Here is a 25,174-nt window from a genome sequence, read left to right as displayed (position 1 = left end):
CCCGCATTTCGGATCCGACCACGCTGAAGGAGCCCATGCCCCACGACGTACTGGACTGGACACCGCCCCCCGCAGACCCGGAGCAGCCCGCGCAGGTGCGGCGCATCCTCCGCCTCTTCCGCCCCTACCGCGGCCGGCTGGCCATGGTGGTGCTGCTCGTCGCCGCCTCCTCGCTCGTCGCCGTGGCCTCGCCGTTCCTGTTGCGCGAGATCCTCGACGTCGCCATCCCCCAGGGCCGTACGGGCCTGCTGTCGCTGCTGGCCCTCGGCATGATCGCCACGGCCGTCGTCAGCAACGTCTTCGGCGTGCTGCAGACGCTGATCTCCACCACTGTCGGCCAGCGGGTCATGCACGACCTGCGCACCGCCGTCTACGACCGCCTGCAGGGCATGCCGCTCGCCTTCTTCACCCGCACCCGCACCGGCGAGGTGCAGTCCCGCATCGCCAACGACATCGGCGGCATGCAGGCCACCGTCACCTCGACCGCGACGTCGCTCGTCTCCAACCTCACCAGCGTCGTGGCCACCGTGGTCGCCATGGTCGCGCTGGACTGGCGGCTGACGGCCGTCTCCCTGCTCCTGCTGCCGCTGTTCGTATGGATAGGCCACCGCGTGGGCGACGAGCGCCGGAAGATCACCTCCCAGCGCCAGCGGCAGATGGCCGCCATGTCCGCCATGGTCACCGAGTCGCTGTCGGTCAGCGGCATCCTGCTGGGCCGCACCATGGGCCGCGCCGACTCGCTCACCAAGGCGTTCGCCGAGGAGTCCGAGCGGCTGGTCGAGCTGGAGGTCCGCACGAACATGGCCGGCCGCTGGCGCATGTCCACCATCGGCATCGTCATGGCCGCCATGCCCGCGCTCGTCTACTGGGCGGCCGGCATCGCCCTCAAGACCGGCGGCCCCGGCATCTCCCTGGGCACGCTCGTGGCGTTCGTCTCCCTCCAGCAGGGCCTCTTCCGCCCCACCGTCGGCCTGCTGTCCACCGGTGTGCAGATGCAGACGTCCGTGGCCCTCTTCAGCCGCATCTTCGAATACCTCGACCTCCCGCGGGAGATCAGCGAGCCCGCGCAGCCGGTGCGGTTGGAGAAGATCCGCGGCGACGTCCGCTTCGAGGACGTCAGCTTCTCCTACGACTCCGCCGGCGCCGCGCTCAGCGGCGTCGACCTCGACGTCCCGGCCGGCAGCAGCCTCGCCGTCGTCGGCCCGACCGGCTCCGGCAAGAGCACCCTGGGCTACCTCGTGGCCCGCCTGTACGACGTCACCTCCGGCCGCGTCCTCATCGACGGCGTCGACGTGCGCGAGCTGGACTTCGACACCCTGGCCCGGGCCGTGGGCGTGGTCTCCCAGGAGACGTACCTCTTCCACGCCTCCGTCGCCGACAACCTCCGCTTCGCCAAGCCCGACGCCACCGACGAGGAGATCCGGGCCGCGGCCGAGGCGGCGCAGATCCACGACCACATCGCCGCCCTGCCCGACGGCTACGACACCGTCGTCGGCGAGCGCGGCTACCGCTTCTCGGGCGGCGAGAAGCAACGCCTGGCCATCGCCCGCACCATCCTGCGGGATCCGCCGGTGCTCATCATGGACGAGGCGACCAGCGCCCTGGACACCCGTACCGAGCACGCCGTGCAGCAGGCCATCGACACCCTCTCCGCGGGCCGTACGACGATCACCATCGCCCACCGGCTCTCCACCGTCCGCCACGCCGACCAGATCGTCGTCCTCGACCGGGGACGCATCGCCGAGCGCGGCACCCACGGGGAACTCCTCGCCGACGACGGGCACTACGCCGCGCTCGTGCGGCGCGACGCCCACCTGACGGTCAAGGTCTGACACGGTCCGACCGCTGGGGCGGGGTGAGGAGATCCCTTCACCCCGCCCGCGGCGCGGCGAACTCCGCCCGGATCGCGGCCGTGTGCGCGCCCAGCGCGGGGACGGCCCCCATGGCCGCCTCCCGGCCGGCCACGGTCACCGGCGGCAGCAGACCCCGCAAGGGCCCGGCGGGGGAGTCGAAGGACCGCCACCTCTCCCGCGCCGCGAACTGCGGGTGGGCGGTGGATTCGGCCACCGAGCGCAGGCGGGCGGCCGCGATGCCGGCCGCGTCCAGCAGCGCGAGCACCCCGTCCGCGGTGTGCGCGGCGAAGCACTCCTCGATGACGGTCGTCAGCTCCTCGTCATGCGCGTGGCGCGCGGGGTTGTCCGTGAACCGCGGATCGTTCACCAGCTCCGGCCGCCGCAGCACCCGGCTGCACAGCGCCGCCCACTCCCGCTCGTTCTGCACGCTGAGGAACACCCGCGCGCCGTCGCCGCAGCCGTAGTGCCCGTACGGCGAGATCGAGGGATGGCGCGCACCACTGGGCGCCAGGGGCTCACCGCCGTACGCCTCGGCGTAGTACGGATGCCCCATCCACTCGGCCAGGGCGTCGAGGAGCGAGACCGACAGCTGTGCGCCGCGACCGGTCCGTTCGCGCTCGTACAGGGCCGTCAGTATCCCCGTGTACGTGTACATGCCCCCGGCGATGTCGGCGACCGAGATGCCCGGCCGGGCCGGGGCTCCGGGGGTGCCGGTGATGGAGACCAGCCCCGTCTCGCACTGCACCAGCAGGTCGTAGGCCTTCTTGTCGCGGTACGGGCCCTCGGCGCCGTAGCCGGAGACGTCGCAGGTGATCAGGCGCGGATGCCGGGCGCGCAAGGCCGCGGCGCCCAGACCGAGCCGCTCGGCGGCGCCGGGCGCGAGGTTTTGCACGAAGACGTCGGCGCGGGCGAGGATGCGCTCCAGCAGGGCGTGGTCGGCGGCGTCCTTCAGGTCCAGCGCGGCGCTCTCCTTGCCGCGGTTGCACCACACGAAGTACGCGGACAGGCCCTTGACCCGGCGGTCGTAGCCGCGGGCGAAGTCGCCGCTTCCCGGGCGTTCGACTTTGATGACGCGGGCGCCGAGGTCCGCCAGCTGCCGCGTGGCGAAGGGCGCGGCGACGGCCTGTTCGAGGGCGACGACGGTGATGCCGCGCAGCGGCAACGCCTGCGGATCCTGGGACGACACGGCGGCTCCTTTGCCGGAGGGCACGACTTGTCCGACGCTCACGGCCCGACGGCGGCCGGGTCGCCGGCGAGGACGACGTCCAGGGTGCGGGGGCCGTGCACGCCCTCCACCCGGTCCAGTTCGATGTCGCTCGTCGCCGACGGCCCCGAGATCCAGGTCAGCGGCCGGGTGGGGGACAGGCGCGCCAGCGCCTGCGGCACCGAGTCCACGACCTGCCCCGGCACCCGCACCACGCACACGTGGTGGTCGGGCACGAGCGTGATGCGGCGCCGCCCCTGGCCGGGGCCGGCGTCCAGGACCAGCGTGCCGGTCTCGGCGACGGCCAGGGCGCACCCGGTGACGACGCTGTCGACCGCGTCCAGGTCACGGGCCGTCAGGTCGGCGGTGTCCGCCACCTTCTCCGCCGCCGCCCGCGCCAGCCACGCCGCCGGCAGACCCTCGGGCACGACCACGCGCCGTGCGCCGCGCCGCTCCAGCAGTGCGGCGATCAGCCCGGGCAGCCCGGCCTCGTCGGTGCGGTGGACGACGGCCCGGTACTCCGTCAGGTGCGCGGCCAGCAGCGCCACGGACTCCTGCGGCGTGCGCCGCCCGTGCACGCGCTCGTACGTACGGGGCACGGGGTGGTCGCCGGGGTGCTCGTGCCGGGGCACGTCCGCCAGCGCGCGCCGTACCCGGGCCAGGACGCGCGCCCTGCTCGTCTCGCCGCCGCTCACGAGGCACCGCCGCGCGTACGGGCCCACCAGTCGCGGAAGGACTCGGGCGGCACCGGCGGCAGCGCACGGCCGTCCGTCCAGGCCCGGCCCGGGCCCGGCAGGCGCCGCGGGTGCAGCCGCCGGGTGCGGGCCAGCAGCCGCTGGGCGCGGCGCAGCACCGCCGGGTGGTCCAGCGTCCAGCCGGCCGTGGCCGCGACGGCACGCTCCAGCCGGTGCCGCGCGGCGGGCCGGACGACGGTGCGGTTGCCGCGCAGCGTCACCTCGCCGCCCTCCGCGACGCGCTCGCGCAGGTGGAGCAGGACCTCGGGGATGTCGATGGCCACCGGGCACACCTCGTAGCAGGCGCCGCACAGCGTGGACGCGTACGGCAGCGACTCCTCCAGGGGCGAGGCCGTACCGCGCAGCTGGGGGGTGAGGATCGCGCCGATGGGGCCCGGGTAGGGCGAGCCGTAGGCGTGGCCCCCGGCCCGCTCGTAGACCGGGCAGACGTTCAGGCAGGCCGAGCAGCGGATGCAGCGCAGCGCCTGGCGGCCGGTGCGGTCGGCGAGGGTGTCGGTGCGGCCGTTGTCGAGCAGGACCAGGTGGAAGGCGCGCGGTCCGTCCTCGTCCGAGGTGCCGGTCCACATCGAGGTGTAGGGGTTCATCCGCTCGGCCGTCGAGGAGCGGGGCAGCAGCTGCAGGAAGACCTCCAGGTCCTGCCAGGCCGGGACCACCTTCTCGATGCCCACCACGGAGATCAGCGTCCGCGGGAGCGTCAGGCACATCCGGCCGTTGCCCTCGGACTCCACCACGACCAGGGTGCCGGTCTCGGCGACCATGAAGTTCGCCCCGGAGATGCCCACCGTGCACCGCAGGAACTTCTCGCGCAGGTGCAGCCGCGCGGCCTCCGCGAGATCGGCGGGCCGGTCGGTGAGCCCGTCGGGGGCCGGGCGGCCCCACTCGCCCATGTGCGCGCGGAAGATGTCGCGGATCTGGCCGCGGCTGCGGTGGATGGCGGGGACGAGGATGTGCGAGGGCAGGTCGTCGCCGAGCTGCACGATGAGCTCGGCCAGGTCGGTCTCGTACGCGCGGATGCCCGCCCGCTCCAGGGCGGCGTTCAGGCCGATCTCCTGGGTGGCCATCGACTTGACCTTGACGACCTCGCGCTCGCCGGTCGCCCGCACGAGGTCCGTGACGATCCGGTTGGCCTCCTCGGCGTCGGCGGCCCAGTGGACGGTGCCGCCGGCGCGGGTGACGTTCTCCTCCAGCTGCAGCAGATAGCGGTCAAGGTGGCGCAGGGTGCGGTCCTTGACGGCCGCCGCCGCGGCACGCAGCTGCTGCCAGTCCGTCAGTTCGGCGACCGCGGCCTCCCGCTTGGCCCGGATCGTGCCGGTGGCGCGCCGGAGGTTGGCGCGCAAGGTGGCGTCGCGGGTCGAGACGGCCGCCGCCCGCGGGAACGCCGGCATGCCCAGGTGCGTACGGCTCATGCGGCGGCCCCGCCGGTGGCGGCGAGGATCTCCGCCAGGTGCAGCGGGCGCACCGCCGAGCCCAGGCGGGCGAGGACGCCGCCGATGTGGAGCAGGCAGGAGTTGTCGACCGCGCACAGCACCTCGGCGCCGCCGGCGACGACCGCCCGGGCCTTGTCGGTGCCCATGGCGGTGGAGACGTCGGGGTTCTTCACACAGAACGTGCCGCCGAACCCGCAGCACTCCGTCGCGCCGTCCAGTTCCCGCAGGCGCAGGCCCCGTACCCGCTCCAGCAGTCGCCGGGGCCGGTCGGCCAGCCCCAGGGCGCGCAGACCGTGGCAGGTGGGGTGGTAGGTGACCGTGTGGGGGAAGGATGCGCCGACGTCGGTCACGCCCAGCACGTCCACGAGGAACTCGGTGAGTTCGTGGGTCCGGCCCGCCATGTCCGCGGCCGCCGCGGCCAGTTCCGCCATCTGCCCGGCCGGGCGGGCTTCCTCGGCGGCGCGGGCGGCGATGCGCGGGTAGTGGTCGCGGATCATGGCGGCACAGGAGGCGGACGGGGTGACGACGTAGTCGTAGCCCGCGAAGGCGGAGGCCGAGCGCAGCACCAGCGGCTCGCTCGCGTGCCGGTAGCCGGTGTTGTACAGCGGCTGCCCGCAGCAGCTCTGAGCCGCCGGGAAGCCCACGTGGACGCCGAGCCGCTCCAGCAGGGTGACCACGGCCCGCCCGGTCTGTGGCCGCAAGGTGTCGTTGACGCAGGTCACGAACAGCCCGACGCGCATCGCACCTCCTGCCGGATCCGGCTGCGCGCCTCATACTGCCGCAGCCGGCTCCCGCTGTGAAGATCCACCACTCGGGGCGGCCGGGGTGTCCCCGGCCAGCAGCCGGCGGATCTCCGCAACGGCCGCGCGCCCGGCGCGATTCGCGCCGACGGTGCTCGCCGACGGTCCGTACCCGACCAGGTGCACCCGCCGGTCGCGCACCGCACGCGTCCCCGCCAGCCGGATGCCGCCGCCCGGCTCGCGCAGCCCGAGCGGGGCGAGGTGACCGACGGCGGGGCGGAACCCGGTGGCCCACACCACGGCATCGGCCTCGACGGCCGTGCCGTCGGCCCAGACCACCGATGTGGGCGTCAGGCGCTCGAACATCGGCCGGCGCTCGAGCACCCCGGCCGCCCGCGCCCGTTCAACGGCGGCGGTCAGGGGCAGCCCGGTCACGGACACCACGCTCTGCGGCGGCAGTCCCCGGCGGACGCGGTCCTCGACCAGTGCGACCGCCGCCCGGCCGCGCGCCTCGTCGAACGGGCCCGCCCGGAAGACCGGTGGCCGGCGCGTCACCCACGTGGTGGCCGCCGCCACCTCGGCGATCTCCATCAGGTGCTGCACGGCCGATGTCCCGCCGCCGACCACGACCACCCGCAGCCCGGCGAACGCGCCCGGCCCGGGGTAGTCGGCGGTGTGCACCTGACGGCCGCGGAAGAGCTCCTGGCCGGCATAGCGCGGCCAGAACGGGCGGTCCCAGGTGCCCGTCGCGTTGATCAGCGCCCGCGCCGACCACACGCCGTCCCCGTCCGTCTCCACCAGCAGCCGCCCGGTCCCGCCGTCGCGGACGGCGCGCACCTGTACGGGCCGCCGCACGCGCAGGTCGAAGGCGCGTTCGTAGCGTGCGAAGTACCCGGCGACCACCTCGGCCGACGGGCGGCTCCCGTCCGCCCCGGTCAGCTCCATGCCCGGCAGCGCATGCATCCCGTGCACCCTGCCGTACGTCAGCGTGGGCCAGCGGAACTGCCAGGCGCCGCCGGGCGCGGGCGAGCGGTCGAGGACGACGAAGCCCTCGCCGGGCTCCAGGCCCGCCCGGCGCAGGTGGTAGGCGCCGGCCAGGCCCGCCTGCCCGGCGCCCACGACGACGACGTCGGTCTCGCGCACCCCGGATTCGTTCATGTTTCTACCAACCAGGGGAGGGGGCGATCCCTTCCCGGACGGCCCGCGCGTACGAAGATGGGGGGCATGACCGATGCGACCACCACCTTCTCCACCCACGTCCTGCACGTGCGCACCGGCTCCCGCGAGCGGGTCCACGACCTCACGCGCGAGTGCGAGGCGTTCCTCGGCGAGGCCGCCGGGGGCCGCGACGGCCTGCTCAACGTCTTCGTCCCGCACGCCACCGCCGGCATCGCGGTGCTGGAGACGGGCGCTGGCAGCGACGACGACCTGCTCGCCGCGCTGCGCGACCTGCTGCCGGCCGACGACCGCTGGCGCCACCGGCACGGCAGCCCCGGCCACGGCCGCGACCACGTCCTGCCGGCCCTGGTGCCGCCGCACGCGACCCTGCCCGTCCTCGGCGGCCGGCTGGAACTGGGCACCTGGCAGTCCGTCTGCCTGGTCGACACCAACGTGGACAACCCGGACCGCCAGGTGCGCCTGACCTTCCTGGGGTGACCTTTCGGGGGCGACCCTTCGTCCCTGCGGACGGGGCGAGGTCAGTCCTCTGGAGGGAGCGGACCATCGCAGCGCGGCGGTGACAGGAAGTCAGGGGGTGCTGTTTCGCACGGCGGAGGGGCGTCAGGGCGCGCCGCGCCGTTCCGCCCGCCGGCCCACCGCCTCCACCAGCGGCATCATCCGGTAGGGCACGCGCTCGCGCAGCACCATCTCGCTGCGGGTGCGCACCACGCCCGGCACCTGGACGAGCAGCTGGATGACGTCCTCCAGGTGCGCCGCGTCCCGGGCGGCCACCCGGGCCAGGAGGTCGCCGCCGCCGGTGATGGAGAAGGCCTCGATGATCTCCGGCACGTCGGCCAGTGCGGCGGCGACCGTCTCCAGGCGCCCCTGGGTCACCTCGATGTGGACGAACGCCAGCAACGGGTGGCCCAGCGCCGCCGGGGAGAGCCGCGGGCCCGTACCGGTGATCACGCCGTCCCGCTCCATGCGGTCCAGCCGGGCCTGCAGCGTGCCCCGCGCGATGCCGAGCAACCGCGCGTACTCCCGCGCGCTCGTACGCGGCTGTTCGAGCAACAGCCGCAGGATCCTGGCGTCCAGCGCGTCCACGGCCACGGGCCGTCGGCTCCCCTCGGTCGAACGATTTCGGGTACCGCACTGTACCAATGGCCCCATACCGGGCGGCCGGTCCTGCTGATCGGGGCTTTCGGCAGGCCGCCTGTGCCATGCTCGGGGCGTGACGAGCGAGTCTGTGCAGGACGAGGAGTCCGGCGTCGTGCCCGACGTCGTCGCACTGGCCAAGGCGGTGGCCAGGCTGCGGGCCGACAACGAGCGACTGGAGCACCTGGCCGCCACGACCGCCGTGGTGGAGCGGGCCAAAGGCATGCTGATGGCCCGCTCCGGCTGCAGCGCGGCCGACGCCCACGAGGAGCTGACGCGGCGGGCCCGCACACAGGGCCACACGTTGGTGGAGGAGTGCTGGACGGTCCTCGGCGAGACAGCCGGGCACGCGCCCGGCGTGCCCGCCCCGCGGGCGGCCGCCGAACCGGCCGGTCCACGGCCCGGCGCCCCGGCGGGGCGGACGGGGACGACGGCCGACCGGGCGCAGGACGGCGATGCGGCCTCCCGGACGGGAGACGGCTCGCAGGCCGACGGGACGGGCGGTGACGGGATGGGCGACGGCGGGACGACCTCCCTGACGGGTGACGGCAGGACTGCCGGCCGCTCCAGGGATGGCGGGACGGCCGCCCTCTCCGGCGACGGCCCGACAGCCGGCGGCGGGCTGGGCGAGGCGCTGGCCGGCGTCGGCAGCCCGCAGGAGCTGGCCGGCGTGCTCCTGGACCACCTGGCCGGGCCCCCGGTCCACGCCGCCGTGGTGGTGCTCTTCTCGCCCACCGCCGACGGCGCGCTGGAGCTCGCCGGGCACGCGGGCGCCGGGGCGGTCCTCGCGGGCCAGTGGCGGCACGTGCCGCCCGTCAGCGGCATCGCGGCCCAGGACGTCATCCGTACGGGTGAGGCGGTCTGGCTGGAGGATCTCGCAACGGACAGCAGGCGCTATCACCTGATCGGCGACCCACCGCAGCAATGGCCCACGCGCGCCTGGCTCCCGGTGCTCTCCGGCGGCACGGTCACCGCCGTCCTCGGGGTGATGCGCGCCCTGGACGCCCCCTTCGGCCCGCCCGCCCGTGACATGCTGCACGCGGCCGCCCGCCTGTGCGCCGGGAGCCTGCGAGTGTGCGGTGCCGCCGCACCGCGCCCCGAACATCCCGACGCCGAGCGCGTCCAGCGGGTGTTCGACGCCCTGCCGGGTCCGGCCGTCCTGCTCACGCCCCTGCGCTCCGCGTCCGGCGAGGTCGAGGACTTCCGCATCGACGCCGCGGCGCCGCACTCCGTCGACATCGCCGGGCGCCGCGGCCGCCGGATGGTGGGACTGCGCGTCCTGGAGTGCTACCCCACGATGGCCGGCGCCCCGCCGTGGCGGGGCTACCTGGAGACCCTCGCGACCGGGCGCCCCTACGAGGGGGCCCCGTTCTCGTACGAGGAGGTCACCGACGGCGTCAGGCAGGTCTCCAGCTACTCCGTGCGGGCCGCACGCCTGGGCGACGGCCTCGTCGTCACCTGGACCGGCCACGACCCCGCCGACCGCCAGCAGGAACTGCTGGCCGACCTGCAGCGCCTGGGCAACCTCGGCTGGACCGACTGGAACCTCGCCACCGGGGCCATCACCTGGTCGCCCCAGGTCCATGCCATCCTCGACCGGGACCCGGCGCGGGGCCCGGTGGGCCTGCAGGAACTGCCCGAGCAACTGCTGCCCGAGGACGTGCCCGCCTTCGCCACCGTCATCCAGGGCCTGCTCGACAAGGGCACCCCCGTCGACCACCCCTTCCGCATCACCACCTCCCAGGGCGTCAGGCACCTGCGGATCGTCGCCGAAGCGGTGCCCGACGCGAGCGGCACCCCCGTCGAGGTGCGCGGCTTCGTCCAGGACGTCACCGCCCAGCGCCGCGCCGAACTGGCCCTGCTGGAGACCCAGCAGGCCGTCCTCGCCCAGCGCAACGTGCTGCAGGCCGAACGGACCGTCGCCGCCCGCCTGCAGCACGCGCTGCTGCCGCTGCCGGGCCGGTCCCTGACCCTGGGCGGCCTGCACGTGGACGTCACCTACCTGCCCTCGCACGACGACCTCAACGTCGGCGGCGACTGGTACAGCGCCCTGGAGATGCCCGACGGCAGCGTGCTGTTCGCCGTCGGCGACGTCGCCGGGCACGGCATCGACGCGGTGGCCACCATGGCGCAGCTGCGCTTCACCGCCAAGGGCATGGTCATCACCGGGTCCTCCCTGACCGGGGCCCTGCACCGGCTCAACACCCTGCTGCTGCACACGCACGACGGGCACCACACCACCGCCACCATGGTGCTCGGCCGCTACGACCCCGTCGGCCGCTGCCTGACCTGGGCGCAGGCCGGCCACCCGCCGCCGCTGCTCGTACGGCAGGGCAAGGCGGAGTTCCTCACGCCGCCCGAGGGCATGCTGCTCGGCGCCACGGCACGGCCCACCTACGGCGAGGCCGAGTGCCGCCTGGAGCCCGGGGACCACCTGCTGCTGTACACCGACGGGCTCATCGAGCGGCCCCGGGAACACCTCGACGAGGGCTTCGTCCGCTTCGCGGAGGCGGCCCGCCGCGAACTCGGCGGCGAGGACGGCGGCAAGGGCTGTGGCGGCAGCCCCGTCCAGGCGCTGCTGGCACGCCTCCTGCCCGGCGAGCAGCGCGACGACGTGTGCCTGCTGGACGTGCACCTGCCGTCACGACCGGCGTCGTAACGCGGTCCGGGCGGAGCCTTTCGGCTGCCGCCGCTTGGGCGCGACAAGGCACCCCGTCTGCGGGTGCGTGGTGGCTTGTCGCGCAGTTCCCCGCGCCCCTATGGGGCGCCCCGTCAGGGGCGCGGGGCCGTGTCGATCTGCGGCTGCCGCCGCGTGGGCGCGATCGGGACGGCCCGCAGTCGACGTGCGACCCCGAGTCCCCGCTGGCGGAGCCTTACATCCCCGCCAGCGGGGCCCGGGGGCTGCTCAGCAGGGGCGCCGCCAGCCCGGCCAGGGCGCGCTCCAGGTCGTGCAGGTGCGCCAGCGCCCGCTCGGCACCGGGGTGGTGCGGCGTGGCAGCCGCCTCCGACGCGGCCGCCGGGGCGTCCGTGCGGGCGGCCGGCTCCAAGGCGTGCAGCGCCGCCTCGACCCGCAGGCAGGCCGCCGTCAGACGGGCGTCGTGCGAGGCCTCCGGGTCCGCGGCGACCTCCGCCAGGCCCCGCGCCTGCCGGACGCACACGTCCAGGTGCGCCATCACCTCCAGCGCCCGCGCCTTGCGAGCCCGCAGCGGGCTGAGGGGGTGCAGCAGCGGCGCGAGCGAGACGCGCACCCGCACCAGCAGCAGCTCCAGCTCCGCGACGTGCGGCGCCGGATCGGCCGCCGCGTCGCCCGCCAGGCGCCGCGCGGAGGCGGCGGTGCACTGCCGTACGGCCACCAGGGCGCGCCGGATCCAGGCGTCGGTGGCCGCGTGCGTGGTCACCGGCAGGACGAGGGCCAGCGCCACGCCGGCGGCGGCCGCGCCGACGAGCGTCTGCTCCAGGCGCAGCACCAGCAGGCCGGGGTGGAGCACCCCGAGCAGCCCGTACAGCAGGGAGGCCATCACGGTGACGAAGAACATCATCCAGCTGTAGGAGGGTGCGGCCGTGTAGAAGATGCCGAAGACGCACGCGGCGACCAGCACGACGGAGGGCACCGGCGCGCCGTGCAGGGGGACGGCCACGAGCAGACCGACGACGATGCCCGCCAGGGTGCCGACGACGCGGCGGAAGCCGCGCACCAGCGTCTCGCCGCGCGAGGCGGTGTTGACGAAGATCCACCATGCGGTGCCCACCGCCCAGTACCAGCGCTGGTCGGAGACCAGCTGACCGACGCCCAGGGCCAGCGCGCAGGCCACCGTGTTCTGGAACGCCTGGCGGGTGGTGGGCCGCGCCAGACCGCGGGCGGTGAGCGGCGCCGGGACGGGGGCCGGCGGGGTGCGGCGTTCGATGCACCACAGGGCGAAGCGCACGACACCGGCGGCGGCGAGGGACAGGAGCATGCCCGTGTACAGCTCGGGCAGCTGCTGCGGCACGGCGCGCAGGAACTGCGCCATGAAGAACGTCATGAACCCGAAGATGCCCAGCGCCTGCCCGCGCGGGCCCCAGCGGCGTGCGTGGACGCCGGCGAAGACCACCGCGAGGAAGGCGGCGTCGCGCAGCAGCGCGTGCTCGTGCAGGCCGGCGGCGAGGGCGAGGACGGGCAGTCCCACGAGCGGCAGCAGGGCGGTGGTGACCGCCTGGGCCCGCACGGTCGCGTCGCCCACGGTGAACAGCGCCAGCATCGCCGCCAGGCCGCCGGCGATCGCCGCCGGCAGGGAACCGGTGGCCAGATGCGAGACGGTCACGGCCGACCCCACGCCGAGCACGGCCCGGGCCGAGGTGCGCAAGCGCACCCTGCCCGGGTCCGGAGCCGTGAACATCCCCTTCAGCACTGCGTGCCACCCCCTGTCGTCGCCCATGCCGTATCGCGAACGGCCGCAAAGAAATCCACAAAGAAAGAGGCGCCGCGGAATCCGCAGCGCCATCGACCGGACCATGAAAACATCCGTGCGCCCGTTGGCTCAAGAGATGTTTGCGGCACTGGGCCATTGGCCCAGTCGCGGCGCCCGGAGCCGGGCCGCCGGGCGGCCAACGGTCCACGACTGCGACCGGGTGCCCGCCGGGGGCCTGTCGGTGGCGAGGTGTAGCGTCGGGGCGACGGACGGTGAGAAGCGGGGGCCAGGAGCCCGGCCGGGGAGGACGAGGCGATGACGAGCAGCAGCACGGACGGTACGGGCGGCGGGCGCGGCGGGGCGCGGCGCTGGGCGTACATCGGCTCCTTCACCGAGGCCGGCGGGCCGGGCCTGGCGGTCGCCGAGGTGGAGCCGGGAACGGGCGCGCTGAAGATCGTGCACACCACCGATGCCGTCGCCAACCCCTCCTACCTCGCCCTGTCGCCCGGCGGCGACGTGCTCTACGCGGTGAGCGAGACGGAGGAGGGCGCGGTCGCCGCCTTCTCCCTGACCGACCCGGCCCGCCCGGAGCTCCTGGGCGGTCCGGTGCCCGTGCGCGGCGACGGCCCGACCCACCTCGCCGTGGCCGGGGCCCGGCTGCTGACCGCCAACTACGGCTCGGGCAGCGTCAGCGCCCTGCGGATCCGCACGGGCGGCCTGCCGGGCGAGCCGGTGGAGGTCTTCGCGCACCGGGGCTCCGGCCCGGTCGCCGACCGGCAGGCCGGGCCGCACGCCCATTGCGTGGTGCCCGACCCCTCCGGGCGCCGGGTGCTCTCCGCCGACCTGGGCACGGACGCGGTGTGGATCTACGCGCTGGAACCGCCGGCCGGCGCGCCGCGCCCGGCCGGCCGGGGACCGCTGCGCCCCGGCAGCGGTCCCCGGCACCTGGTCTTCCACCCGCGGGGGGACCGGGCGTACGTGCTGAACGAGCTGGCGCCCACCGTCACCATCTGCCACTGGGACGCCGCCACGGGGACGCTGCGGGCCGTGGGCGAGACGCGCGTGGTGCCGCCGGACGCCGACGCCTACCCCTCGGCCCCCGTGGTCTCCGCCGACGGCCGTTTCCTGTGGGCGGCCAACCGCGGCCACGACAGCATCGCCACGCTCGCCCTGGACGCCTCGGGGGACACCGCGGTGCTGCGCGGCACCGTGCCGTGCGGCGGCCACTGGCCGCGCGATCTGAGCGCGCATCCCGACGGCGGGGTGCTCTACGCGGCCAATGAGCGCTCGGGCGAGGTGGCCTGGTTCACCGTCGACACGGAGACGGGCCTGCCGGCCCTCGTCGGATCGGTGGCGGTGGCGGCGGCCTCCTGCGTGGTCGTCGCCTGACGGGTGCCCGGCCGCGCAGCGAAAAACCACCGAAAACCACCGAAAAACCGCCGAAACGCCGCCGGAAAGCCGCTGGAAAGGCGCCGAAACGCCGCCGGAACGGGCGCCCGCAACGCCGCCCGCAACGGTGCCGGAAACGCCGCCAGGGGCCTTCACGTGAGCGAAGACCCCTGGCGAAAGGCGGCACCGGGCACGGGGCCCGGTCGTGCTCCCCGGCGGGCGCGTCAGCGCGCCGGGGCGGCCACCGGCGCGGGCTGCGTGCTGATGCCGAGCGTGTCGGCGTACTTGGCGAGGATGAGCCGGCCGATCGCCGGGTACGCGCCGAGCGGCTCGGCCGCCGCGCAGCCGGCCTCCTTGGCGGCCATCTCCGTCAGCGCGCCGTCGACCTCCGGGCCGATCAGGCACGGGGCGAGCGCGAGGTTGCGGGAGCCGGAGCCGCGCAGCTGGTCGGCGGCGCGGGCGACGGCGCCCTCCTCGTCCAGGGCGGCGGCCAGCACCGGCACGGCCAGGCGCGCGGAGAGCAGCATGCCGGTGATGCCCGCGGTCTGCACCGCCTCCTCGCCGCCGATCGTCGCCAGGACGATGCCGTCGGCGGCGGTCGCGACCGTGAAGAGCCGGGCCCGGTCGGCGCGGGCCAGCCCCGCTTCGGACAGCCGGACGTGCAGGGCCTCGGCGAGCAGCGGGTGCGGACCGAGCACGTCGGTCAGTTCGGCGGCGCTGCCGCTGCTCATCACCGACTGGCGTATCCGCCGCACCACGGAGCTGTCCGGCCCGGCGAGCAGCGGCACCACCACGGCGTCCGGCGCCTGCGCCCAGGTCTCGGCGGCGTCACCGGCGAGGGCGGCGCGCTCGGCCGCGGCGCGGCCGAGGACGGCGTCCAGCGCCGGGAAGTCGCGCTCGTCGGCGTCGGCCGGCGCGTCCAGGTAGCCCACGCGGGCGTCGAGGCCGGGCAGCTCCGAGCGGGCGATGCTCAAGGACTCCTCGGCGATGCGGCGGGTGGTCGTGTCGGGCGTCCCGGGCACGGCCAGCACCAGCGGGGGAGCACCCGCCGGAGCGGTCACCGGCTCCGGTCGCCGGTGTCGTCCAGGCTGGCGGGGACGCGGCATTCGTACAGGCAGGCCGGACGCGGGCCCTGTGGGGGAGCTCATGGCGCCGCATGTTAGCCGTTCATAGGACTCGACCGTTTAGGTGGGGGTAAATGAGCAAGGTCTGTCCGCATTTGTTCGGGGCTCTTCGTTGGCTCTTATCATGCGTGCGGAAGTGATCAAAGGGTGACTGCCGGTCAGGACTCTCCGTCACCGGCCCTCCCCCAGGACTGCCCGTCAGTGGACGACGCGCAGCAGCGCACCGTCGGCGGGCAGCGTCAGATCGTCCGCGGCCAGCGCCGTGGCCACCCGCAACGCCCCCTGGAGCGGGTCGCCCTGCGCGGCCACCGGCCGGGCGTGCGGCAGCCGCGCCCGCAATTCCTCGCGCACCGGCCCCAGCAGGGGCTCGCCCAGACGCAACAACCCGCCGGTCAGTGCCACTTCCCGCGCCGAGGGGTCGTCGGGCGGCGGGCAGGCGGCGGCCGCCGCGACGGCGATGTGCCCGGCCGCGGCGCGCAGGATGCCGGCCGCGAGCGCGTCCGTCCCGGCGCAGCGGGCCACTTCGGGGGCGAAGGAGGCCAGCACGGCGGGCCGGTCCTGCCGGGGGTAGAGCAGGCCGGGCAGCCCGCAGACCGGGCCGAAGAGCGCTTCGGCCCGCTGCAGCAGCGCGGGTGAGCCACCGTCACGTCCGTCGAGGGCGCGCATGGCGGCCTCCAGTCCGGCCCGCCCGATCCAGGCGCCGCTGCCGCAGTCGCCCAGCAGGTGCCCCCAGCCGTCGGCGCGCCGCCAGCCCGAGCCCGGCCGCAGGTCGGTGCCGAGCGCGATCAGGCCCGTACCGGCCGCGACCACCACGCCCGGCCGCTGGCCGAGCGCGCCGGCGTAGGCGGTGACGGCGTCGGCGGCGAGCGCGAGCCGCCGTGCGCCGAGTTCGGCGCGCAGGACGCCGGGCAGGACGGCGTGCAGGTCGTCCCCGAGGGTGGCCATGCCGGCGGCGCCCACGCAGACGGCGGCGCAGTGCGCCGCGCCGGCGGCCGCGAGCAGGTCCCGGGCGGCCGGCAGCACGCTCTCCAGGAGGCCGGGTGCGTCGATGCCGCGCGGTCCCACGCCGACGGGCACCGGCGAGGACCAGGTCAGCGGCGGGCCGGCCGTCCGCGGGTCGGTCAGGGCGATCCGCAGGCCCGAACCGCCCGAGTCGACACCCAGCACCGGACCGGCAGGAAGCGACATGGCGCGCACCTTACAGCCCGCCACCGTCCGTGCGTCAGGGCAGCTGCCAGTCGACCGGCGCCGAACCCTGGCGCACCAGCAGGTCGTTGACCCGGCTGAAGGGGCGCGAGCCGAAGAAGCCGCGGTCGGCGGACATGGGGGAGGGGTGTGCGGACTCCACGCACGGCACGCCGTCCAGCAGGGGGCGCAGGTTGCGCGCGTCGCGCCCCCACAGCACCGCCACCAGCGGCTTGCCGCGCCCGACCAGGGCCCGGATGGCCTGCTCCGTGACCTCCTCCCAGCCCTTGCCGCGGTGTGCGGCGGGCCGGCGGGGCGCGGTGGTCAGCGCCCTGTTGAGCAGGAGCACGCCCTGTCGCGTCCACGGGGTGAGGTCGCCGTTGGAGGGCCGGGGCAGGCCGAGGTCGGTGTGCAGCTCGCGGAATATGTTCTCCAGGCTGCCGGGCAGCGGGCGGACCTCCGGTGCCACCGAGAAGCTCAGGCCGACGGCGTGCCCGGGGGTGGGGTAGGGGTCCTGACCCACGATCAGCACGCGGACGTCGTCGAACGGTTGCTGGAAGGCGCGCAGCACGTTCGCCCCGGAGGGCAGGTAGGTCCGGCCGGCGGCGATCTCGGCGCGCAGGAAGTCGCCCATCGCGGCGATGCGTCCGGCCACCGGGTCCAGTGCCTTGGCCCAGCCCGGTTCGACGATTTCGTTCAAGGGTCGTGCAGCCACGGCGGGTCACTCTACTGGCTCACCCCGTGATCGCACGAACCCGCACGGTGGTCGCCGGGTGGGGGCCCGGGCGGCCGCCGTGCGGGCCGGTGCTCACACCGCGCGCAGGTACTGGCGGGGCGTGTGCGTCTCGCCGCCGAGCGCTGTGGCCGCGCGCCGGACCCAGTGCGGGTCGCGCAGCAGCTCGCGGCCGAGGAGGACGGCGTCGGCCTCGCCGCCCGCGACGATCTTCTCCGCCTGCTGCGGTTCGGTGATCAGCCCCACCGCGCCGACGGGCAGCCCGGTCTCCTCGCGCACCCGCTGGGCGAACGGCACCTGGTAGCCGGGGCCCACGGGGATGCGCGCGTCGGGGACGTTGCCGCCGGTGGAGACGTCCAGGAGGTCCACGCCGTGGGCCCGCAGTTCCCGGGCCAGGCGCACGGTGTCGTCGGCGGTCCAGCCCGGCCGGTCCTCGCCCTCGTCCTCGGCGAGCCAGTCGGTGGCGGAGACGCGGAAGAAGACGGGGAGCTCCTCGGGCCACTCGCTGCGCACCGCGTCGACGACCTCCAGGGCGAGGCGGATGCGGTTGTCGAACGAGCCTCCGTAGGCGTCCGTGCGGTGGTTGCTGTGCGGGGAGAGGAACTCGTGCAGGAGGTAGCCGTGGGCGCCATGCACCTCGACGACCTGGAAACCGGCCTCGCGGGCCCGCCGGGCGGCCGCCGCGAAGTCGGCGACCACGGTGCGTATCCCCTCGGCCGTCAGCTCCCGCGGCGCCGGGTGGTCGCCGGCGAACGGCACCGGGCTCGGGCCCACCGGCTGCCAGCCGGCGGCCTCGGGGCCCACGGGCCGGCCGCCGCGCCAGGGCACGTCGGTGGACGCCTTGCGGCCGGCGTGGGCGAGCTGGATGCCCGGCACCGTGCCGTGTTCCTTGAGGAAGCCGGTCAGGCGCCGCAGCGCCGCCGCCTGCGTGTCGTTCCACAGCCCCAGGTCGGCCGGGCTGATGCGGCCCTCGGGGCTGACGGCGGTGGCCTCCAGCAGGATCAGGCCGGTTCCGCCGGTGGCCCGGGCGGCGTAGTGGGCGAGGTGCCAGTCGTTCACGGCGCCCGTGTGCTCGCCCGTGGTGTCCGCGCTGTACTGGCACATGGGGGACATCCACGCCCGGTTGGGGACGGTCAGGGACCGCAGGGTGAGGGGCTCGAAGAGGGAACTCAACGTGACTCCGTTCCGCAGACAGCAGCGACGTCCGGCGCTGCGCGCTAGTACGGCCATCACCGTACTACGGGAATCGTCGAAGTACGAATCTCCTCGTACAAGTGCCCGGAGGGGGCGCCCCGGACGCGCCGGACGGGCGCGCGGCGCGCGGTGAATGTATGCAGGAAGCATGCGCCTGCCGCACCACCTGCCCGCGTTTCCCGAGCCGCCGCGCCCGCGCCGCGCGCTGCTCGCGGTCCCGCTGGCGTACATCGTGGTGATCACGGCGGCGGACCTGCTGACCGGTCCGAACATCCACCTCGGGCCGCTGCTGGCGGTCGCCCCGGCGGTCGCCGCCACCCTCGGCGGGCCCCGGCTCACCGCGCTGGTCGGTGCCCTCGCCGTGGCCGCGCAGGTCCTCATCGGAGTCGCCTTCGGCTCGCTGACGTCGGCCAACCACGAGGCGCAGATCATCGCCCTCGTCGTCGTCTCCCTCTCCGTCATGGGCCTGAACTACATGCACGAGCGGCGGGGCAGGGTGCTGGACCAGACCCGCTCGGTGGCCGACGTCGCCCAGCGCGTCCTGCTGCGGCCGATCCCGCCGCGCATGGGCCCGCTGCGCCTGGCCGCGGTGTACGTGGCCGCCGCGGCGCAGGCGCGCATCGGCGGCGACCTGTACGCCGCCGTGCGCACCACCGGCGGCACCCGGGTGATGATCGGGGACGTGCGCGGCAAGGGCCTGACGGCCGTCGGGGACGCCGGGCTGCTGCTGGGCGCCTACCGGGCGGCGGCGCACCGCAACCCGCCCCTGACGCGTCTGGTGGCGCACCTGCACAACACCGTCTACTGGGAGCCCTCGGGCGAGAACAACGGGGGCGAGGGGTTCGTCACCGCCGTGGTCGTCGAGATCCCCGACGGGCGGGAGGAGCTCTTGATGGTCAACTGCGGCCACCCGCCCCCGCTGCGGATCCGCGGGAGCGAGGTCGTCGAGCTGACGGTGCGTGAGCCGGCCCTGCCCCTGGGCCTGGGCGGCAGCCTGACGGAGGACGACTACACCGCCGAGGTCTTCCCCTACGAGCGCGGCGACCTGCTGCTGCTCTACACCGACGGGGTCATCGAGACCCGCAGCCCGCAGGGCGCCTTCTACCCCCTGCTCGAACGCGTCGCCGCCTGGCGCGAGCGGGACCCGCAGCGCCTGGTCCAGCGCGTGCACGAGGACCTGCTGGTCCACTCCGGCGGCACGCTGCGCGACGACGTCGCCCTCGTGGCGGTCGAGCGCTGCGACGAGCGGGGCCGCAGGGGTCCCGGCACGGCACCCGTCACCCGGCGCCCGCGGTAATTACGAGGATCCTCGTACTATGGGGTTCCACCGCCGTACGGGGAAGGACCCGCCATGACCACGCCGACCGGCCGCCCACTGGCGCACCCGGCCCGGGACGAGATCCGCGTCGAGGGTGTGCTGCACGCGCTGTCCGACCCCCTGCGCCTGCGGATCGTGCGCGCCCTCGCCCACGAGGAAGGGGACCTGTGCTGCTCGGACTTCGAGCTGCCGGTCAGCAAGTCGACGACCACCCACCACTTCCGCGTCCTGCGCGAGAGCGGTGTGATCAACCAGATCTACCAGGGCACGGCCAAGGTCAACCGGCTGCGCCGGGCCGACCTCGACGACCTCTTCCCCGGGCTGCTCGACGGCGTCCTCACCGCCCTCGACCGCCAGGAGCAGCGGCTCGCCGGGCAGCGGTGAGCAGCCCCGGCCAGTCCTCGATCTTCACCGGGCCGCGGCCCAGATTCCGCCCGAGCGCCGCCTCGGCCGCCTCGATGCCCAGCCAGCCCGGCCACCGGACCACCTCCGCACCGGCCGCGCGCAGCAGCTCGTGCGGATCGGCGGCCGGGCGGCGCGCCAGCAGGGTCTCGGCGTCGGCCAGCAGCGAGCCCACCGTCTCCTTGGCGCACGGCCGGTTGGTGCCGATGACGCCCGTGGGACCGCGCTTGATCCACCCCGCCACGTACTCCCCGGCCGAGGCCGCCCCCGCCCGCAGCACCCGGCCCTGGTGGTGGGGCACCGTGCCCCGCTCGGCGTCGAAGGGCAGGCCGCCGACCGGCACCCCGCGGTAGCCCACCGACCGCAGCACCAGCTGGGCCTCGATCTCCTCGAACCGCCCGGTGCCCACCACGCCGCCGTTGCCGTCCGGCACCGTCCGCTCGAAGCGCACCGCCCGCACCGCGTCGTCGCCCAGCAGCGCCACCGGCCGCAGGAAGAAGCGCAGCCGGATGCTGCGCGCGCCGGGCTCCGCGGGGACCTGCGAGAACTCCCGCAGCACCTCGACGTTGCGGCGCGCGGGCCCCGGCAGCCCCGCCGGGTCCGCCCAGGCGGCGTCGAGGGCGGCCTCCTCGGCGTGCACGTGCGCCCGCACGCCGGGCAGGGCGCCCAGTTCGCGCAGCTCCTTGGTGGTGAACCGGGCCTGGGCCGGGCCCCGCCGGGCGACCATGTGCACCTCCCGCACCCGGCTGCCGGCGAGCGTGCCGAGGACGGCCTCGGGGACGTCGGTGGCCCGCAGCTCCGGGGCGCCGCGGGCCAGTATCCGGCTGACGTCGACCGCCACGTTGCCGGCCCCGATCACCACCACGGACCGCGCGCCGAGCACGAACCCGCCGGGCGCCGCGTCGGGATGGGCGCTGTACCAGGAGACGAACTCGGTGGCCGAGAAGCTGCCCGGCAGGTCCTCGCCCTCGATGCCGAGCCGCCGATCGCTCGCCGCGCCGACGCAGTAGACGACGGCGTGGTAGGCCTGAAGCAGCCGGTGCGGCGGGACCGCGCCCGGGCCCTCGCCCACGGACACGTTGCCCAGGAAGCTCACGCCCGGCGTCTCCAGCACGGTGCGCAGGCTGTTCTGCAGCGACTTGATCTTCTCGTGGTCGGGGGCCACGCCGTAGCGGACCAGCCCGTAGGGGCAGGGCAGCCGGTCCAGGACGTCCACGGTGACGCCCGGAACGCTGCGCTGCTGCACCAGGGCCTGGGCGGTGTAGACCCCGCTGGGACCCGATCCGACGACTGCGACGCGAAGCACGGCGGCTCCTTCCGCTGTGAGCCCCCAGGATCGCACTCCCCGGCGCGCGAAGGCAGATGCCCTGGCGCGCCGGGAGTGTTCACACCCCCGTCGGCGGCGGGTCGCCGGGCGGGAAGCCGAGCTCCCACGGCAGGCCGTAGCGCTGGAAGAGCTCGACGCGCAGCCGGTCGGTGGGCATCGGCATGCCCGGCACCAGGACCGCCACCACCGCGCCCATCATCAGGGCCCGCAGCATCCGGTAGTCGGCCTCGGGGTCGGCGGAGCCGAACTCGGCCATCGTCTCCTGCAGCAGGGAGGCCAGGCGCTGCTGGTCGGGGCAGCGGATGAAGGTCTCCGTCATCAGGATGTTGGCCATGTGCTGGCGCATCAGCCGTGGATGCTTGCGCGTGAGGTCGAGGATCGCGTCGATGGCCCGGGCGAGCTGCTCGCGCCCGTCGCGCGGCAGCGGAGTGCGCGCGTAGTAGGCGTCGATCTCCAGGTGCATCAGCCGGTGCACGGCCGACTGCAGCAGCTGACGCTTGCCCGGGAAGTAGTACGAGATCAGCCCGCGCGCCGCACCGGCGCGGTCCGCGACGTCCCCGAGGGTCGTCTCCTCGAAGCCGCGCTCGTCGACCAGCTCGGCGGTGGCCTGCAGCAGTCGTTCGCGCGATCGCCGGCGCAACTCCTCGTTCACCGCTGGGCTGCGCGGGCACATGCACATAACTCCTGTGTTGGCTGGCTCCCAACCAGTATACTTGGCGCTGCGTCACGTTGTCCCCTGTGCTGCACGGAGGACGGCTGCGCCGCCGGCGCCGGGTCATGCGGGGGATGATCCGGCGCCGGCGGCTTTTTGACGTCCCGTCACATCGAGGCTGCTTGCCGCCGGTCAGCCGGCGGAGCCGCCCGCGTGCGGGCCGAGGACACCCGCGCCGACGAGGGCGAGGAGCAACAGGCCCAGCAGGATGCGGTAGACGACGAACGGCAGGAAGCTCCTGCTGGAGATGAACCGCATGAACCATGCGATGACGGCGTAGCCGACCACGAAGGCCACCACCGTGGCCAGGGCGGTCGGCCCCCACGCCGTGGGCCCCTCGCCCGCGTCCTTCAGCTCGAACAGCCCGGAGGCGAGCACCGCCGGGATCGCCAGCAGGAACGAGTAACGGGCCGCGGCTTCGCGGGAGTAGCCGAGGAAGAGACCGCCGCCGATCGTCGCGCCCGAGCGCGAGACCCCGGGGATCAGGGCCATGGCCTGGCACAGGCCGAAGATCAGCCCGTCCCTGGTGCCGAGTTCGGCCAGCTGCTTGCGCCGCCGCACCGCCCGGTGCCGGCCGCCGGCCCGGTCGTACGCGTCCGGGCGGTGCTCGTCGCGCGCGGCCAGCCGGTCCGCCGCGCCCAGCACGACACCCATCACCACCAGGGACGTCGCGATCAGCCGCAGGTCCCGGAAGGGACCTTCGATCGCGTCCTTGAGCAGCAGGCCCAGCACGCCGATCGGCAGCGAGCCCACGATCACCAGCCAGCCCGTCCGGGCGTCCTGGTCGCGGCGCATCGCCGGATCGCGCAGCGAACGGAACCACGCCGCGAGGATGCGGCCGATGTCCCGGCGGAAGTACAGGATCACCGCGGCCTCCGTGCCGATCTGCGTGACCGCGGTGAAGGCCGCCCCCGGATCCGACCAGTGCGCGAACGCCGCGGTCAGCCGCAGATGGGCGCTGGAGGAGACGGGCAGGAACTCGGTGAGGCCCTGGACGAGCCCGAGAAGAAAGGATTCGAACCAGCTCATGAACGTCGCGCCCACCCCAGCGTCCTCGACCGGGCATGATCCGCCGCCGGTCTACCGGCCGGTACGTTCTCACGGATCGGTGAACGTCTTTACGCAATGCGGGCTGGTGTGCGAAGAGTTCATGGGCCGTACCGGCGGGGTACGGCCGCGGTTCACTCCGCGCCGCGCTCGGCGCGGCGGCGGGCCAGGGCGGCCGGCAGGGTGCGCGGCCGGCGCCGCCAGGCCACCGCGGCGGCCGCCGCGCCCGTGACCGCGATGAAGCCCGTCGCCGCCAGGAACACCGGCGAGGTGGGCGAGGTGGCGTGGCTCCCGGCGACGACGTAGGCCGCCGTGTTCGGGACGCTGCCCACCGCCGTCGCCAGCAGGAACGGCAGCCAGCCCATGCGCGAGACGGACGCGAGATAGTTCATCGCCGCGAACGGCAGCCCGGGCAGCAGCCGCAGCGCCAGCATCGAGCGGAAACCGTGCCGGCTCAGCTGCCGGTCGGCGGCCCTGAGCCACTTCCCCCGCAGCAGCGGACGCAGCGCCTCCTGCCCCAGCAGCCGGCCCAGCCCGAACGACAGGGCCGAGCCCAGCACCGTCCCCACCAGTGCCGCCGCCGTGCCCACCGGGCCGCCGAAGAGGGCACCGGCCGCCACGTTCAGCACCGGGCGCGGCACGAACGCCGCCGTGCACAGCCCGTACGCCACGGCGAACAGCACCGGGGCGGCGCCGCCCGACAGCCGGGCCGGCCAGCCGTCGGCCAGGATGCGCTCCGGACGGCACAGCAGCACGGCCGCGACCGCACCGCCGAGCAGCACGACGAGCAGCGCCAGCCGGAACCAGGGGGACAGCAGCGCGCGGACGCAGCGCTCGGCGGGCCCGGGGGACGGCACTGCGGTATCGAGCATCGAAGGAGCGTAACCGACGCCCGCCGCCCCGGGCGGCGAAAACCGTTCGACGGGCCGCAGCCGGTGCGCGAGCATCGAGGCGGTGCGAGGCGCCGGGACACCGCGCACCGGAAGGAGCCATGCCCGAACCGGCCTACGCCCGCACCAAACCGCACGTCACCATCGCCACCCTCGGCCACCGCGGTCACGGCAAGACCACGCTCACCGCCGCCCTGGCCCACCTGCTCGGTGCCCCCGCGCCCGTCGGCGCGCCGTACGTGGAGTACGAGACGGGCACCCGCCACTACGCCCACGCCGACCTGCCCGGCCGGCCCCGCCGCCTGCCCGCCCTGATCGCCGGCCTGTGGGGGCTCGACGGCGCACTTCTGGCCGTCTCGGCGCACGACGGCGTCACCCCGTCCACCGCCGAGCACCTGCTGCTGGCCCGCACCGCCGGCGTCCACCACGTCGTCGTCGCCCTCACCATGGCCGCGAGCGCCGGGCCCGCCCGCAGCGCCCGCGCCGAGGCGCAGGTGCGCGAGCTGCTCGCCGCCCACGGGGGCGGGCACGTCCCCGTCGTGCGGACCGACGCGCGGGCCGCCTTGGCCGGCGAGGCGCGCTGGCGCGCGGCGCTGGAGGCGCTCGTCGACGCCGTCGACACCTATGTGCCCACGCCGGTGCGGTACGCCGACGCGCCCTTCCTGCTCCCGCTCTCCCACGTGCGGCACCTGTCCGGCGGTGCGACGGCCGTCAGCGGCACCGTCGAACGCGGCACGCTGCGGCCGGGGGAGCGCGTGGAGCTGGCCGGCGCGGGCACGAGCGCCACCGCCGCGGAACTGCGCACCTTCGGCCGCCTCATGGACGGGGCCGAACCCGGCGACAGGCTCACCCTGCTGCTGACCGGCCCCGGCGCCCGGGCGGCGCTCCGCGGCGACGTGGTGGCCGCCCCGGGCGGCATCACCGCGCTGCGGCGCTTTCGTGCGCACGTGGAGCTGGCCGCCGGCGTCCGCGCCGGGCAGGCGCTGCGCTTCCACCTGCGCACCGCCGAGGCGGCCGGCACGCTCGCGCAGCCGCCGGGGGCGGCCGTCGCGACCGTCGAGCTCGACCGGGCCGTGGCCCTGACCCGGGGCCTGCCGTTCGCCGTGCGTCGCGACGGGCGCACGGTGGGCACCGGGGTGGTCACCGGCCCCTTGCCGGCCGGGGGACAATGAA

The 25,174-nt window shown here is 75.3% G+C and carries 22 protein-coding genes; 7 read left to right on the top strand and 15 right to left on the bottom strand.

Annotated features, from left to right (window positions below; translation table 11 throughout):
* Positions 1–35: 35 nt before the first annotated feature.
* Positions 36–1,832, top strand: a complete 1,797-nt coding sequence (locus AC27L3_RS02790) for an ABC transporter ATP-binding protein (RefSeq protein WP_487232376.1) — start codon at positions 36–38, stop codon at positions 1,830–1,832.
* A 37-nt stretch (positions 1,833–1,869) separates the two neighbouring features.
* On the opposite strand, the gene AC27L3_RS02785 is transcribed toward AC27L3_RS02790, so the two are convergent.
* From AC27L3_RS02785 to AC27L3_RS02765, 5 genes are read right to left on the bottom strand one after another with little or no spacing between them, the layout of a single operon-like run.
* Positions 1,870–3,039 carry a CaiB/BaiF CoA transferase family protein gene (locus tag AC27L3_RS02785; protein ID WP_487232375.1) on the bottom strand — a complete coding sequence of 390 codons (1,170 nt, stop codon included), beginning with the start codon at positions 3,037–3,039 and terminating at the stop codon, positions 1,870–1,872.
* Between the two features lie 38 nt (positions 3,040–3,077).
* Positions 3,078–3,752, bottom strand: coding sequence for a LutC/YkgG family protein (locus AC27L3_RS02780; protein ID WP_487232374.1), 675 nt, complete (start codon positions 3,750–3,752; stop codon positions 3,078–3,080).
* Positions 3,749–5,218, bottom strand: a complete 1,470-nt coding sequence (locus AC27L3_RS02775) for a lactate utilization protein B (RefSeq protein ID WP_487232373.1) — start codon at positions 5,216–5,218, stop codon at positions 3,749–3,751. Before AC27L3_RS02775 ends, AC27L3_RS02780 begins: the two co-directional genes overlap by 4 nt.
* Positions 5,215–5,979: a (Fe-S)-binding protein gene (locus tag AC27L3_RS02770; protein WP_487232372.1), complete on the bottom strand. Its 765-nt coding sequence runs from the start codon at positions 5,977–5,979 to the stop codon at positions 5,215–5,217. The genes AC27L3_RS02775 and AC27L3_RS02770 overlap by 4 nt, the downstream gene beginning before the upstream one ends.
* Before the next feature lie 30 nt (positions 5,980–6,009).
* Positions 6,010–7,137 carry an NAD(P)-binding domain-containing protein gene (locus AC27L3_RS02765; RefSeq protein WP_487232371.1) on the bottom strand — a complete coding sequence of 376 codons (1,128 nt, stop codon included), beginning with the start codon at positions 7,135–7,137 and terminating at the stop codon, positions 6,010–6,012.
* A gap of 66 nt (positions 7,138–7,203) precedes the next feature.
* Here AC27L3_RS02765 and AC27L3_RS02760 point away from each other — a divergent pair, with 66 nt between their 5' ends.
* Entirely contained in the window at positions 7,204–7,635 is a 432-nt protein-coding gene (locus tag AC27L3_RS02760) for a secondary thiamine-phosphate synthase enzyme YjbQ (protein WP_487232370.1), read from the top strand.
* Between the two features lie 123 nt (positions 7,636–7,758).
* Here the strand turns inward: AC27L3_RS02760 and AC27L3_RS02755 are convergent, their stop codons facing one another.
* A complete protein-coding gene (locus AC27L3_RS02755) occupies positions 7,759–8,247 on the bottom strand; it encodes an Lrp/AsnC family transcriptional regulator (RefSeq protein ID WP_487232369.1) in 489 nt (162 codons plus the stop codon).
* 121 nt (positions 8,248–8,368) lie between these two features.
* Between AC27L3_RS02755 and AC27L3_RS02750 the strand changes: the two genes are divergently transcribed.
* Positions 8,369–10,951 carry a SpoIIE family protein phosphatase gene (locus AC27L3_RS02750; RefSeq protein ID WP_487232368.1) on the top strand — a complete coding sequence of 861 codons (2,583 nt, stop codon included), beginning with the start codon at positions 8,369–8,371 and terminating at the stop codon, positions 10,949–10,951.
* Positions 10,952–11,165: 214 nt separating this feature from the next.
* On the opposite strand, the gene AC27L3_RS02745 is transcribed toward AC27L3_RS02750, so the two are convergent.
* Positions 11,166–12,668, bottom strand: coding sequence for an FUSC family protein (locus AC27L3_RS02745; protein WP_487232793.1), 1,503 nt, complete (start codon positions 12,666–12,668; stop codon positions 11,166–11,168).
* A gap of 327 nt (positions 12,669–12,995) precedes the next feature.
* Between AC27L3_RS02745 and AC27L3_RS02740 the strand changes: the two genes are divergently transcribed.
* Positions 12,996–14,069 (top strand): lactonase family protein, encoded by a 1,074-nt coding sequence (locus AC27L3_RS02740; protein WP_487232367.1) that lies wholly within the window; start codon positions 12,996–12,998, stop codon positions 14,067–14,069.
* A 224-nt stretch (positions 14,070–14,293) separates the two neighbouring features.
* Here the strand turns inward: AC27L3_RS02740 and AC27L3_RS02735 are convergent, their stop codons facing one another.
* The 4 genes from AC27L3_RS02735 to AC27L3_RS02720 form a co-directional block, all read right to left on the bottom strand.
* Positions 14,294–15,217, bottom strand: a complete 924-nt coding sequence (locus AC27L3_RS02735) for a sirohydrochlorin chelatase family protein (protein WP_487232366.1) — start codon at positions 15,215–15,217, stop codon at positions 14,294–14,296.
* A 174-nt stretch (positions 15,218–15,391) separates the two neighbouring features.
* A complete protein-coding gene (locus AC27L3_RS02730; protein WP_487232365.1) occupies positions 15,392–16,381 on the bottom strand; it encodes an N-acetylglucosamine kinase in 990 nt (329 codons plus the stop codon).
* A gap of 34 nt (positions 16,382–16,415) precedes the next feature.
* A complete protein-coding gene (locus AC27L3_RS02725; protein WP_487232364.1) occupies positions 16,416–17,093 on the bottom strand; it encodes a uracil-DNA glycosylase in 678 nt (225 codons plus the stop codon).
* 93 nt (positions 17,094–17,186) lie between these two features.
* Entirely contained in the window at positions 17,187–18,284 is a 1,098-nt protein-coding gene (locus tag AC27L3_RS02720; protein WP_487232363.1) for an NADH:flavin oxidoreductase/NADH oxidase, read from the bottom strand.
* A 169-nt stretch (positions 18,285–18,453) separates the two neighbouring features.
* Here AC27L3_RS02720 and AC27L3_RS02715 point away from each other — a divergent pair, with 169 nt between their 5' ends.
* Both AC27L3_RS02715 and AC27L3_RS02710 read left to right on the top strand, forming a co-directional pair.
* The gene (locus tag AC27L3_RS02715) at positions 18,454–19,602 is read left to right on the top strand and encodes a PP2C family protein-serine/threonine phosphatase (protein WP_487232362.1); all 1,149 of its coding nucleotides are present in this window, start codon (positions 18,454–18,456) and stop codon (positions 19,600–19,602) included.
* A gap of 54 nt (positions 19,603–19,656) precedes the next feature.
* Positions 19,657–20,007 (top strand): ArsR/SmtB family transcription factor, encoded by a 351-nt coding sequence (locus tag AC27L3_RS02710; RefSeq protein WP_487232361.1) that lies wholly within the window; start codon positions 19,657–19,659, stop codon positions 20,005–20,007.
* Here AC27L3_RS02710 and AC27L3_RS02705 read toward each other — a convergent pair.
* The 4 genes from AC27L3_RS02705 to AC27L3_RS02690 form a co-directional block, all read right to left on the bottom strand.
* Positions 19,961–21,331, bottom strand: a complete 1,371-nt coding sequence (locus tag AC27L3_RS02705; RefSeq protein WP_487232360.1) for an FAD-dependent oxidoreductase — start codon at positions 21,329–21,331, stop codon at positions 19,961–19,963. The two genes, AC27L3_RS02710 and AC27L3_RS02705, sit on opposite strands and share 47 nt — an antisense overlap.
* 79 nt (positions 21,332–21,410) lie before the next feature.
* Positions 21,411–22,025, bottom strand: coding sequence for a TetR/AcrR family transcriptional regulator (locus AC27L3_RS02700; protein ID WP_487232359.1), 615 nt, complete (start codon positions 22,023–22,025; stop codon positions 21,411–21,413).
* A 171-nt stretch (positions 22,026–22,196) separates the two neighbouring features.
* A complete protein-coding gene (locus tag AC27L3_RS02695; protein WP_487232358.1) occupies positions 22,197–23,093 on the bottom strand; it encodes an undecaprenyl-diphosphate phosphatase in 897 nt (298 codons plus the stop codon).
* A 152-nt stretch (positions 23,094–23,245) separates the two neighbouring features.
* Complete coding sequence (locus tag AC27L3_RS02690; protein ID WP_487232357.1) at positions 23,246–23,983, bottom strand: TVP38/TMEM64 family protein; 738 nt, start codon at positions 23,981–23,983, stop codon at positions 23,246–23,248.
* 119 nt (positions 23,984–24,102) lie between these two features.
* Here AC27L3_RS02690 and AC27L3_RS02685 point away from each other — a divergent pair, with 119 nt between their 5' ends.
* On the top strand, positions 24,103–25,173 hold the full coding sequence (locus AC27L3_RS02685) for a GTP-binding protein (protein ID WP_487232356.1): 1,071 nt from the start codon (positions 24,103–24,105) through the stop codon (positions 25,171–25,173).
* Position 25,174: the final 1 nt, after the last annotated feature.

Source organism: Streptomyces sp. PKA51 (assembly GCF_057552455.1).
The sequence above is the reverse complement of the archived record's forward strand: the minus strand, read 5'-3'. Positions and strand labels throughout refer to the sequence as shown.